General features: G+C 58.4%; 7 protein-coding genes. 2 read left to right on the plus strand and 5 right to left on the minus strand.

Annotated features, from left to right (window positions below):
• Positions 1-14 precede the first annotated feature (14 nt).
• From F1381_RS22215 to F1381_RS22225, 3 genes are all read right to left on the minus strand, one after another.
• Positions 15-5,699 carry a pectinesterase family protein gene (locus F1381_RS22215; RefSeq protein WP_246188162.1) on the minus strand — a complete coding sequence of 1,895 codons (5,685 nt, stop codon included), beginning with the start codon at positions 5,697-5,699 and terminating at the stop codon, positions 15-17.
• Positions 5,700-5,884: 185 nt separating this feature from the next.
• Complete coding sequence (locus F1381_RS22220; RefSeq protein WP_151737047.1) at positions 5,885-7,429, minus strand: extracellular solute-binding protein; 1,545 nt, start codon at positions 7,427-7,429, stop codon at positions 5,885-5,887.
• A gap of 457 nt (positions 7,430-7,886) precedes the next feature.
• Complete coding sequence (locus F1381_RS22225; RefSeq protein ID WP_222850476.1) at positions 7,887-9,275, minus strand: family 4 glycosyl hydrolase; 1,389 nt, start codon at positions 9,273-9,275, stop codon at positions 7,887-7,889.
• Between the two features lie 180 nt (positions 9,276-9,455).
• Here F1381_RS22225 and F1381_RS22230 point away from each other — a divergent pair, with 180 nt between their 5' ends.
• Both F1381_RS22230 and F1381_RS28450 read left to right on the plus strand, forming a co-directional pair.
• Positions 9,456-10,316 (plus strand): helix-turn-helix transcriptional regulator, encoded by an 861-nt coding sequence (locus F1381_RS22230; protein WP_343043456.1) that lies wholly within the window; start codon positions 9,456-9,458, stop codon positions 10,314-10,316.
• A 59-nt stretch (positions 10,317-10,375) separates the two neighbouring features.
• Complete coding sequence (locus tag F1381_RS28450) at positions 10,376-10,546, plus strand: hypothetical protein (protein ID WP_187355517.1); 171 nt, start codon at positions 10,376-10,378, stop codon at positions 10,544-10,546.
• A gap of 228 nt (positions 10,547-10,774) precedes the next feature.
• Here the strand turns inward: F1381_RS28450 and F1381_RS22235 are convergent, their stop codons facing one another.
• Complete coding sequence (locus F1381_RS22235; RefSeq protein WP_151737050.1) at positions 10,775-11,911, minus strand: glycoside hydrolase family 88/105 protein; 1,137 nt, start codon at positions 11,909-11,911, stop codon at positions 10,775-10,777.
• Between the two features lie 23 nt (positions 11,912-11,934).
• Complete coding sequence (locus F1381_RS22240; RefSeq protein ID WP_425495288.1) at positions 11,935-12,837, minus strand: ABC transporter permease; 903 nt, start codon at positions 12,835-12,837, stop codon at positions 11,935-11,937.
• Positions 12,838-12,855: the final 18 nt, after the last annotated feature.

The raw sequence follows: 12,855 nt of genomic DNA on the forward strand, positions 1-12,855 counted from the left end.
CTCTTCACCTTTCTTTAATGCTCGACCCTCACCGTTACGGTTGCCGTGGTCCGGTTGCCCGCCCGGTCCACCGCCTCATAGGTGATGGTATAGACACGGCCGCTGCCTTTGCCCGAACGCTCGGCGCGCAGCTCAAAGTCGAAGTCGGCGGTGCCGTAGGCCGCGCCCTGAATATCGTTGTCCGTATTGCCGTCCCCTGGGCCGTTGTCCGGTTCATTGCTGGTAATGGACAGCAGGGTTACCGCTGCTATTCCTGAACCGGCATCATACACATCGGCGGTGACATGGATCGCTTCCATCCGGTGGCCCTTGGCCTTAAGCACCGGCTTGTCGGCCGTCAGCCGCAGAACCGGAGGCTCCGTGTCCGTAACTTCAGGCTCCTTCACCGTGAACCTGATCGTATAGACCTGCGCGCTGCCATCCTGTGCGGTAACCCTAATCACGGCCGTGCCGGGGAGCGCTGCCGCCTGCTCTACCGTGACCGTTGCCGCAGCCGCAAGGGCTTCGGCGGCTACCACGGGAACCGCATTGCCGTCTTCAACGATCACCGTGTACGCTGTCACGGCCGGGTCAAAGCCGGGCAAAGCGCTGCCGTCCACCGTGAGCCCGGCCAGCTCGCGGTTGCTGCCGGCAAGGCCCGAGAGCGCCGCCGGGTTCCAGCCATCGCTGCCGCCCAGCAGGCTGGCCGGAGTAAACAGCGCCGCCTCCTCCGGTGTCAGCTGCTGCGACCAGCCGGCCCTGCTCACCGGGGCCGCTCCCGGCCCGAAGCTGGCGAACTCGCCGTAGCGGGCCGTCTTCTCGTTGGCCGCATTGCCCCAGTTATTCCAGCCCGCAGGGGCAATATGCCCGCCCAGGTAGCTGTTGATGTAGACAACATTGGCATCGGCGCGCCAAGGTCTGCCGAGGGCTACGCCCGTAATGCCGGGCTCGGCGGTCGCCCGGGAGTTCAGGAAGATGTAGCCCGGCTTGCCCGCTGCAGTGGAGGCGGCGGTTACGTATCCGCCGCCGAGGCTGTGCAGTGTGCTGTTCTCAAATAAGGCGGTGGCATTGCCGAAGATGAAGTCGACCGTGCCCTCTATATAACTATCGAGATAATAATGCCGGCCATTGTTGGCATACAGCGTATCCTGATGTCCGCGCAGGCTGACATCCCTGAACACCAGCCGGTCCGCGTTCGCATACAGCGCCACAGCCTGCCCGGCATTGATCCCGGCGTCATTGCGGATCGTCAGGTGCTCGGCCGTGAAGTCGCTAGCCTGCACCCGGAAGCTGTAGCTGCCCGAGGTGCCAAGCGCATTGCCGCTGGCATCCAGCGTGCTCGCTGCATCTCCGTACACCAGCACCGTGCCCTCCCGGCTCTCGCCGATCATCCGCACCTTGACCTTCTGGGACGGGAGGTCAAGCTTCTCGCGGTAGATACCGTCCCGGATCTTGATAATCGTTGGCACGGCGCTGTTGGCCGGGACGGCATTGATGGCCTCCTGCACCTTCGTAAATTGTCCGCTGCCGTCCTTGGCAACGGTCAGTACCGGCGCAGGCACTTCGCTGGCTATCGCCGAAGAAGGCCCCTCCCCCGCTGGGTTCACTGCGGAGACAACATAATAGTAGCGGGTGCCGTTCACCAGACCGGCATCGGTATAGGACGTGTCCGTGAGGCCGGAAGCGACCGTTTCAAACGGTCCGGAAGAAGCGATGCCCCGGCGCACGGTATAGGACACGGCGTCCGGCACCGCCTCCCAGCTTACGGCAACGCTGGCGTCATCCGGGCCGGCCGTAAGTTCCGCAGGTTGGGCAGGCTTGCCGTCCATAGCCGCCGGCCGTACACTTGCCGCCGCAGAGTCCAGACTGTGTGTGCTGCTGTTCACGGCAGCAACCTTATAGTAGTACGGCGTGCCGTTCACCAGGCCCGCATCGGTGTAAGCTGCTTCCGTAACTGTGGCAATGACGGCATACGGGCCTTCTATCTCCGCCGCACGCTTCACCTCATAGGAGGCAGCCCCGCCAACGGCCTCCCACTGCAGCTGCGCCGCATTCGGCAAGGACTGCGCCGACACTGACGGCGTGCTCAGATGAGCAGCCGGTGTTACGGCGACCGGAGCCGAATCCGGTCCCTCCCCGCCGATACCGGTCGCCGAGACCACATAATAGTACGTGGTACCGTTCGTCAGTCCGGCATCCCGGAAGGATGCCGCAGTAACGGCGGAGGCAACCGCCGTATAGGGTCCCTCCGCAGCCAGGCTGCGCTTGACGGTGTAACGGATCGCATTCTCCACTGCCTGCCACTGCAGGTCCCCCTGCGCACTGCGCGCCGTTGCGGTCAGTCCCAGCGGGGTAGCCGGAGTCACCGCAGCGGTGGACGGCGTTGCCGACACCTGATTGGACGGGCCGCTCTCCCCGGTGGAGCCGGTGGCCGTAATGACATAATAATAGGCCGTATCATTCTGCACTGTCTCATCGATATAGGAGACATCGGTCAAGCCAGAGGCAACTGCCGTGTATGGGCCGCCATCCGTCGTGCTGCGTTTCACCGTATAGGTAGACGCTCCTTCGGCGGGGGACCATTCCAGCTTAATTTTGCCGTTGCCGGGGGTTGCACGGAGTCCGTTCGGGCTCTCCGCCGGCTCCACGTACACCTTAAGGTTGTCGAAATACAGCGTGCCCTTGCCGGTGCCCGGCATCTTGGCGGAAATCCGGGCAATGCCGCCCGCCGTCAGATCGGCCTCCAGCGGCGCATCATCCTGGACCAGCACATCGTCAATGTAGATGTCGGCCGTCCTGGCCGGTACGTTCACAATCAGCTTCAGGCTGTACCACTGATTGTTCACCGGCGGGTCCATCAGCTTGTAATCGGCACCGTTCTTTTTGTAGATCAAAGTGTAGTTCCCTTCCGCCACGGGAGCGGTCGGCTTGCGGATCTGCAGGGAGAGCGCGGTTTTGCTGCCCGCTTCATCCTGCAGGTTCAGCACTGTCGCCGTGCCCGGCCATCCCGGAGAAGTAATGTCGGCTTCCAGGATGAACTTGCCCTTTTGCGGCGTGAATTTACGGATCATCTCTGTGCTGCCCGCAGCATTGTCGTAGACGATCAGCGCCTTATCCGAGTCATTGCCGCTTGTGCCGGCAGGGAGGTCAACCGCCGTCACCTTGTGGTCCGCATCCGGCGGATTCGGTGTAAAGGTGTAACCTTCCGGTGTCGTCTCATTGGCTGCCGCTTCAAAGTCATCGTTGACATAAAAGACCGTTTCCGGCTCCCCTTCCGGTACAGCGTGCACCACGGCGGAGTTGAAGCTGGTTCCGCTGGCATTGGCAGCGGTAATGACATAGTAGTAGGTTTTGCCTACAGTAAGGTTGGCGTCGGTGTATGCATTCTCCGTAATACCGGCGGCAACTGCCGTGAACGGCCCGCCCGGCATTTCGCTGCGCAGCACATGGTAGCTGTCGGCTACCGCAACCTCATCCCAGCTGAGGCTCACCGATCTTACGCCGGCTTCCGCCGCTACATTCACCGGGGACACCGGATAATCCGCTGGCAGCGGGTTAACGGCTGCACCGGAGAACACGGTGGCGTTGTATTTGTTCACATCGTCATCCACCTTGGCCGCATCGGCCGCCAGCCCGAAATAGACCGTTTCCGGCAGTGACAGATTAACGGTGTCAATGACCGACCATTCTGTTCCGTTATCCGAAGCCAGCGAGGTAATCTGGTCGCCCAGGCGCACCAGCTTCACCCAATAAGGCGTATTCATGAACTGCTCCGGCTCCACTTTGACCGCCTGCCCGCCCGTATCCTGCCGGGAGAGGGAAATCGTCTTCTTCCCGTATTTCACATACGAGGCCATCAGTGCAGCGAAGCGGGCTGACCCGTCCAGGCTTTCGCGGATCATGACGCCGCCTTCGGCCTCATCGTCCGTTGCGGTAATGCTCTCCACACGGGCCACGATCTCCCCGTTGCCGGTCAGCTCCTGATAGGCATAGTGGAAGCTGTCGGCGCTGCCGCCAATGTCGCCTGCCGATTTCACGGTTACGTCTGCAGCTGTGGCACCGAGCTGCGTATGTCCGGGTATTCCGGGAGCTCCTACATCCGCCGCCTGCCAGGGCAGCGTGCTGCCTGCCTTGTTGACGTGAACGGCCACATTGTCCGACTGCGTAAAAGTCCCAGTGTTATCCATGGCCCGTACGGTCAGGAAATGGGTGCCGTCCTGAACATTCTCCCAGGTAAAGGTATACGGGGCCGTACTGTCCTCTCCCAGGAGCTCATCGTTCCGGTAAAATTCCACTTTGGCCACAGTCCCGTCAGTGTCGGCGGCGGCGGCCGTAATTTCCACATCTGCCCCCTCTGTCACAATCGCGTGATCTGCCGGGGAGCTGATGGCCGCTTCCGGATTGGCCGAGCCGTTGCCGCCGATGCCGTTCAGGTAGACCTCCAGATAGGTATAACCGGAGGAATGGATGTTGTTCCGGTCCTCCGGATCGGCCGGGTTCAGGCCGTGCGCCGTCTCCCATTCATCCGGCATGCCGTCATGGTCGCCGTCGGCCAGCGCCGATACCGCCGGAGCGAATTCCGGATATCCGCCGACCTCGCGCTGCGAATTGATATGCCGTCCCGTCCGGTTCTTCACATCATTCACGATCCGCGCATCGACGGCATCTCTGCGGGGCAGGATGGCCCCTGCGCCCTTGAGTACACGCTCGTAGGCGGCCTCGGCGGAGTCGGGATTCACCGGGTAGGGCATCACCACCGGCTCGGGGAGCACCGACTCGGGATTGGCCACATCACCGACGCCCAGCCAGTTATCGGCTGTCACTTCAGGGGAACCGTCCATGATATTGCCGCCGATGAAGATGCGTGTATCCGCGCTGACCCCGAGGAACAGCTGCTCCCTTACCGAGCGGTAGGTGCTGGGACCGTATTTATAGTAGTTATTCCGCAGATTATAGTTGCCCTGCTCGCCTCCATAAGAAGAGAAGAAGCCCCAGTTGTATATAATATTGTTGTACATATCTGTAGGGAAATCCGGCGAACCGGCAAACCGCGGATTGCGGCTGACGTTATGGGCGATCAGATTATGATGAAAGGAGGCGTTGTTGCCGCCCCAGATGCCCGCATAGCCGTGTCGGCCCTTCTGGTGCGACGTCATCAGCATACTCTCGGAGACAACCGACCATTGTACCGTCGTGTTCTCGTTTACGTACATGCTGAGCACTTCATCCACGGACCAGCTGAACGAGCTGTGGTCGATGATGATGTCTTTATGGTACCGTCCGCCAAAAGCATCGTCCTCGCTCGGATGCCTGTCACCGAGCCGGAAGCGCATATAGCGCACGATCAGATTATCCGCCTCAATGGAGGTATAGTAGTCGGAGACGGTAATTCCCTCGCCCGGCGCCGTCTGCCCGGCGAGGGTCAGATTCGATCCTGTGATCTTCAGCGGCGATTCCAGGTGAATCGTCCCGCCCACCCGGAACACGACAGTCGTATTGCTCCGGGCCACGCCCTCGCGCAGCGAGCCCGGACCGGAGTCGGCCAGCGTTGTTACTTCATAGACAGCGCCGCCCCGTCCGCCGGTAGTGTACATGCCCCCGCCTTCGGCTCCCGGAAAAGCCGGAAGCGGCGGGACCTGCGCAGCGGAAGCCGCATCGGCTTGTACCCCGGCCGGCAGCATCCCCAGCAGCAGGGAAGCGGCCAGCAATCCTGATAGCATTTTTCTCAAAACAGTTCCTCCTTCACCGGATTAATAAATGCAAAGCAAAAAGCGCACCCGCTGCATCCAATCAAGTTGAGCCAAATCTGGTACGGATCATCCCATCCGTTAAAGCCATAATTGTCTCTCTGATGTGCTGCGCGGGTGCGCGTAAAGCTCGGGATTACTGCGGAGAACCGGCAGGTTTAGCCGTTTACCGCTTTATAGGCGGCTTCGTACTCGGAGATAATCTGATCTCCGCCGCTCTTGCGCCAGTTGGCGACCTCTTTCTTGAAGTCGTCCAGGCTGATTTTATCGAGAATATATTTGTAGGTAGCGTCGGTAATAATCTTCTGGAGCTCTGAGCCCTGGGTGGAGAAGGTCTCCGATTCCAGTGAGTACACCGGATTCAGCACTGCATACTGTTCATTCTCGTGAATCAGGCGGGCAGCTTCCGTCCGCAGCGGATCGGAATCATGGATTTCATAGCCCGGCTCCTTCGGACGCGACGAGGAGAACGGCTGTACTTCCTGCTGCCACAGATCCTGGTTCGTGATCGTTACCGCTTTGTCGGCATCAATGGTATAGTGCACCCCTTCAATGCCATAGGTCATCAAGGCGTAAATCTCTTCGGACATCAGGTCATCCATGAATTTCAGAATACGCTTCAGCTCGGCTTCATCCTTAACCTCCGATTTCGGGAAGGCCAGCAGGCCGCCTACACCGTTGCTCGTCGTCCAGATGGCCCGGTCCGCCGGATTTCCGGTGGAGGTAATGTCATTGACGAGCACCAGCTCCATATCATCCTGAATTCCCTTGGCGGAGTTCAGCATATTCTTGCTGTCAAACAGCGCTCCGACATAAATACCCGCTTTCCCCTGGGAGAAGCCTTGCTGCTGGTCTGTCTTGGCCGTTACGGCAAAGTCCTGGTTGATATAGCCGCCCTTGTACAGCGCCTTCATATAATCCATCGCTTTCACGTAGCCTTCGGATTCGAACTCCGGCGTCACTTTGCCGCTTTCATCCACATGCCAGCCGCTTGGCGTGCCGAAGTAAGAGCCGAGCGTCTTGAAGGCGCCGAATACCAGATCGCTGCGGTCGATAAAGCCGGTAGTGTCTTTTGCACCGTTGCCGTCAGGGTCCTGCTCTGTAAACGCTTTCGCAACAGCCATCAGCTCATCGGTCGTTTTCGGAACGGCGAGGCCCAGCTTATCGAGCCAGTCCTTACGGATGATCACCCCGTTACGGGAGATGTCCTTCTGCATCGGAATGCCATATAGCTTGCCTGCAATGGAAGCGGATGTCCGCATATCCTGCGAAATGGAGGCCAGGTTCGGGAACTCGTCCAGATACGGGCTGACCTCCCAGAACACACCGGCCTTCAGGGCGTTGCGCACCGAGGAGTTCTCCAGAATCGTCAAGGTTACAATATCCGCCAGTGAATCGGAGGCGAGCGCTGTATTGATCCGTTCTTCTTTAGAGGCATCGGGAATCCAGGAGAATTCCAGATCGGTATTCGTTGCTTCCTCTATTTTATTGAGGATGGTGTCGGTTGGCGGCGAGGCCGTGTGCAGAATGTTCATCCAGCTGATCTTGGCGGGTTTATCGGCCGCCTCGGCGGCTCCGTTTCCGGTATTGCCGGCGGCAGGCTGCGTGCCCGCATTCCCGTTATTGTTGTTGCCGCCGCAGCCGCTGAGCAGCAGCGCACCGCTGACCGCGAGCGCGGCGAATTGCGTAATTTTCTTGTTCATGTCCTTTCCCCTTTTCTCGTCGTATGTGTGGCCCATGCCTCTGCTGATAATTAAGCCGGAGGCAGGAATTCAAGCGGCGTTTAGTCCGCCTGGCTGATTCTTGGGTTAAGCATACTTGCCGCTGAAGTGTTACGTATATAATCATTTGGTATCGTGTCAAAAAGGGCCATTTCCCTGCCCCGGTCCGCTCTGCGGCTGCAATCGTTGCTGCGGATTATCCCCGTAACGGACCGGCTGCGGCTACTTTCCGGCCGGGATTCCATACATAATCTTTGGCTACAGTACGGGTATTATCAGGTTAGCATACAGCGGAAGGCCAGGCCACCCAAAATACCTTCTAGATATACTCCCAAACGCCATAAAAAAGCGGCAGCCCCGGACGGAAATCTCCGCCTGGGGCTGCCGCTGCATGCAATCTGCAGTCCACGCTTGCTATTCGATGGGTTCAGGCCTTATTTCAGTCCAGCTTCCAGCCGGGTAAATAAGCCTTCGTATTCTGAAGCATTTCGCCCAACAGGCTGCGGGCGTCCTGTACATCGATTGCGACCAGCGGATCGGCGGCGAAAGCACGGAAAGCCACGTCCGCATCCTTGCGCAGCCCTGCCTGCAGCGTCGTTTCCTGATTGGCGACATGCCGGAGCACAAGCGCCTCCACCTCCAGCGGCAAGCGTCCGGCGGTTACCGGGGCAATCCGGTTATGCGACAGAACGGCGTTGGTCTCGACGACACTGTGGAGCGGCAATCCGGCCATCTGCCCGATATTCGGAAGGTTGACGTTGGTCACCATGTCCCCCAGACCCAGCAGTGCCTTGATCTGACGCACGCCTTCTTCGCCGGATTTCTTCAGATTCAGCTCCTCTTCGCCGCGGAACATCCGCTCCGACTGCTCCAGCAGCCGCACGCGGTTCTCCATCCGCCAGGAGACCGGGGTCAGCGCGAACTTCCAGGCATCGATATGCCCGGGGGAAGCGAGATAAGCCTTGCCGCAGAACTCGGCCAGGTGGCGGTCCCCGGCCGCCGCAATAATGCCGTACCGGCGGAACAGATCAAACTTCACACGGTGTGCGGAGTCGAAGAATTTGTTCATCCAGTGCTCTTTTTTCTGCTTGCTGAAGCCTTCCTCATAGTACTTGTCTACAAACTCCTTGTACAGCGGGAGCAAATCCATTCCCTCATACTCAGCGCGGTCGATCCAGGTAAAATGGTTGATGCCCAGCACATTGGTCTTGATGTCCTCCCGGCTGACGCCGGTAATCCCCTTCATATCGCCCAGCATATCGGCCAGCAGCTTCTGCACTTCGAATACCTCATGGCAGCAGCCGAACGCCTTGATCTCCGGGAACACTTCGTACAGCGTACGCGTACACACCGTCATCGGGTTGGTGTAATTGATCACCCAGGCATCGGGACAATGGGCGCGGACCGCTTCGGCAATTTGGGCAAAAATCGGAATCGTCCGCAGGGCCCGCACTATGCCGCCCGGTCCAACGGTATCGCCGACGGATTGATAGATGCCGTATTTCTCCGGCGTATGCACATCGGACGCCATTTCCTCAAAGGTGCCCGGCACAATTGAAATGATAACAAAATCTGCACCCTGCAGCGCTTCCTCTATCGTATCTACAGCCTGGTAATCCCACCGCCCAACGGCTTCGGGACGTTCCTTCAGCCGGTTCCCGATTACCTCGTTGCGGGTTGCGGCTTCTTTGTCGATATCGTACAGCTTGACCGTACCGGACAGCTCGGCGCTCAGCGCCAGATCGCCCATCAGCCCCCAGGCCCAGCCGCGCGAGCCTCCTCCGATATAAGCAATTTGCAGCTTTTCCACCCGGTTATCATGTTTAATCAATGGACTTCCTCCTCATGGTTGCAACTTACCTTTTACTACCGCCAGCTTATCATAACAATAGAGGGAAATCGCCGCGTTATAACGCATACATAGTGCAAATGCCGCTTTTTTTGCTCCGGATTTTTTTGTATAGTATCTAGTGAATACACTATGTGAGAGGAGGAGGCCGCCATACCTTTGCAACAGCTTCCGGATCTGCTGCGCTACGGCGCCAGCCCGGACCCGTTCTATCTGGAATTTGACCGGAGAATCGGCCACTTCTCCATGTTCACGAACCATTATCACAGCCACTATGAGCTTTATTATTTATTCAGCGGGGAACGCAACTATTTCATTAAGGACCGAGCCTACCATGTCCATGCCGGAGACCTCGTCCTGGTGGATTCGGATGCCGTACATAAAACCTCGGATCTCGGGATTCCCGGCCATGAGCGGGTGGTGCTGTATTTCTCGCCTTCGTTCTTTGACGCCTATGAGCCGGAGGAGCGGGAGCTGCTCCTGAGCTCCTTCGCGCAAGGCTCGCCGCTGCTGCGGCTGAATCTGCAGGAGCGGCTGCATGCGGAAGCGCTGCTTGGTTCGCTGCTGACCGAGCTGCACGACCAGCCGCCGGGCTACGGGCTCCATCTCCGGCATATGGCCGGAGAGCTCCTGCTGTTCACCGCCCGCAGTATGCAGAAGCGCCAGGGCGTGCCCGATGTCGAGCCTACACCGGTGCAGCGCAAAGTATCGGACATCGTCCGCCACATTAACCTGCATTTCAGCGAACCGCTGGAGCTGGGCATGCTGGCCGGACAGTTCTTCATCAGCAAAAGCCATCTGAGCCGGATGTTCAAGGAAGTCACCGGCTTTGGCCTCAGCGAATACGTCAATATCACCCGGGTGAAGGAAGCCCAGCGGCTGCTGCGGGATACCGACTACAGTGTGACCCGCGTATCCGAGCTGGCCGGCTTCGATAACTTTTCCCACTTCGGCAAAATGTTCAAGCGCCTCTCCGGCCTGACACCGCGCGCTTACCGGAAGATGGCGGAGGGGGAGTAGACAGCGGAGCTGCCGGACGGTAATGTAGGGCTTTTATTGGTGGGAGGAGGGCGCAGTATATGTCCGGGTTAACTATCAGTAAGTGTTTCTCATTGTTATTAATGGCTCTAGGCGCCTTGAAGCCGATGGGGATGGGTCCCCCTTATATTCTGTATCTGACGCTCTGGCCGGGGCTGCTGCTTCTCCTGACAATCAACTGGATTGAAATAAAGCAAGACAAGCAAAAATAACGGACTGACACCTCCAGCGTATATCGTGCGGGAGTTGCCGGAAGCATATAAAGCAGCTATCCTCTCCACATCAGGAGGATAGCTGCCCGTAAATTATAATCTACGCCTTCAGACCTCCTGCCCCGCGCCGCCCAGGAAGAAGCAGACACGGTGCGGTGCACCCGGCAGTGTCACTCTGCTCTGCAGCACCGGCCCCGGCGGAATTCTCCTACCTGAGCGATCCGCCTGCTATTTCCCGGCAGCAGCCCGCCGCGCTTCAACTTCCCCGCAAGCCTGCAGGAACGCGCCGAGCCCCTTAAGGTCGTTGGTGATGATCGGCTCGCTGATGTAATAGGCATAGGTGCCGTCGCGGCGCTCATCGCCGCCTAACCCGGCAACCTGGCAGGTCTTGTTCAGATTCACCCAGCCGCGCTTCGTCACCGTGATGAATTCGTCGATTAGTCCGGCGTAGGCGTGCTCCAGCGTCTCCGCCCAACCCTCTTCATCCAGCACACCCAGCCGGAGGCCCTTGGCGATCGCGTACGTGATCATACTGGATGCCGAAGCCTCCAGGTAATTGCCTTTGCGGCCGCCCTCGTTCACCACCTGGTACCAGACGCCGGAAGCCGCATCCTGATACTTCCGTAAAGCGGTAAGCGTATCCCGCAGGATTCTCACCAGCTCTGTATTATCCGCATGCTCCTGCGGCAGCAGCTCCAGCACATCGGCCAGGGCCATAACGAACCAGCCCACCGACCGGCCCCAGACCTTCGGGGACTGTCCGGTCTGCGGATCGCACCACGGCTGGACGCGCTGCTCATCCCAGGCATGCCGAAGCAGCCCGGTCTTGGCATCTTTGGTGTGGCGTTCACAGAGGATGAACTGCTTCGTTACATCCTCAAGACCTTGGCCGTCCTCGAAGGCCAGCAGATATTCCAGATAAAACGGCGAGCCCATGTACAGTCCGTCCAACCAGATCTGGTACGGGTAAATCTGCTTATGCCAGAACGCGCCTTCCGAAGTACGCGGGTGCTGCCGGAGCTGTTCTCTGAGGTTGGCTGCTGCCAGCTTGTATTTCTCTTCTCCTGTCTCCTTATACAGCCCAAACAGCAGCTTTCCATTATTTAAATGGTCAATATTGTATTCATCCGGACGGTAGCCCTTGATGGAGCCGTCCTCCCCGATGAAGTCATCCATGTTGTCCCGGATATACCGGAAATATTTCTCCTCGCCCGTCAGCCGCCATAGCAGCTCGAAGCCCTTCAGGATGACCCCGTAATCATAGGACCATTTGCCCCGGTACCATTCATTGGTTTCATACAGCAGCGGCGTCCGCTCCATAATGGAGCCGGCCATGCGTACCGCCCAATTCGTCTTGTCCGTCATCGTGACCTCCACTTGTGTAATATTTAGTACACTCCGTCCTCCCCGATCTTCTTGGCAAGCTTGTTGGACAGCATGACGAGGATCAGGCCGACCACGCCCTTGAACAGGCCGACGGTGGTGCTGAAGCTGAGCTGGCCGTTCTTCAGACCGGCGGTGTAAATGTAAGTATCGAAGATTTCACCGACCTCGCGGTTCAGCGAGTTAAGCAGCAGGTACATATGCTCGAAGCCGAGGTCCAGCGTGTGGCCGATCTTCAGAATGAGCAGCGTAATAATGACCGGCCGGATCGCCGGCAGGGTGACATGCCAGGTTTTACGCAAGCGGCCGGCGCCGTCCATCTCGGCGGCCTCGTACAGCTGCGTGTCCACAACCGTGATGGCAGCCAGATAAATAATGGTCGACCAGCCGAGCTCTTTCCAGATGATCTGGCCGATATACACGATGCGCAGCCATTCCGGTGAGGTCAGGAAGCTGATCTTCTGCCCGCCCATCGCGGCAATCATCTCATTGAGCACCCCGCCGTCCACATTCATAAACACATAAGTAATGGACACAATGATGACCCAGGACATAAAGTGCGGAATGTAGATGACCGTCTGCACCACATTCTTGAAGAACTTGTGCCGCACCTCGTTCAGCATCAGCGACAGAATGATCGGCAGCGGGAAGAAGATGATAATGTTCAGCGCGAACAAAACCAGCGTATTGCGCAGCAGCATCATAAAGGTAGGCTCCGTGAATAAACGGATGAAGTGCTTAAAGCCGACCCACGGGCTGTCCGCGATCCCCATATACGGCTGATAATCCTGAAAGGCAATAATCAGCCCGCCCATCGGCAGGTATTTGAAAATCACAAAATACACGAACCCCGGCAGTATCATCAGATATAGCAGCTTGTTTCTTCGCAGACTGAGCAGGTTATGCATCGTCCTTGTTCTTTTTGC

This window comes from Paenibacillus tengchongensis (assembly GCF_008973665.1).
In the GTDB taxonomy this organism is placed as follows: domain Bacteria; phylum Bacillota; class Bacilli; order Paenibacillales; family Paenibacillaceae; genus Paenibacillus_AQ; species Paenibacillus_AQ tengchongensis.

Bases quoted from the DNA above. Each gene is read 5' to 3' on its own strand.
- F1381_RS22215 (WP_246188162.1), bottom strand. From the start codon at position 5,699: ATGCTATCAGGATTGCTGGCCGCTTCCCTGCTGCTGGGGATGCTGCCG.
- F1381_RS22235 (WP_151737050.1), bottom strand. From the start codon at position 11,911: ATGACGGACAAGACGAATTGGGCGGTACGCATGGCCGGCTCCATTATG.
- F1381_RS22240 (WP_425495288.1), bottom strand. From the start codon at position 12,837: ATGCATAACCTGCTCAGTCTGCGAAGAAACAAGCTGCTATATCTGATG.
- F1381_RS28450 (WP_187355517.1), top strand. From the start codon at position 10,376: ATGTCCGGGTTAACTATCAGTAAGTGTTTCTCATTGTTATTAATGGCT.
- F1381_RS22220 (WP_151737047.1), bottom strand. From the start codon at position 7,429: ATGAACAAGAAAATTACGCAATTCGCCGCGCTCGCGGTCAGCGGTGCG.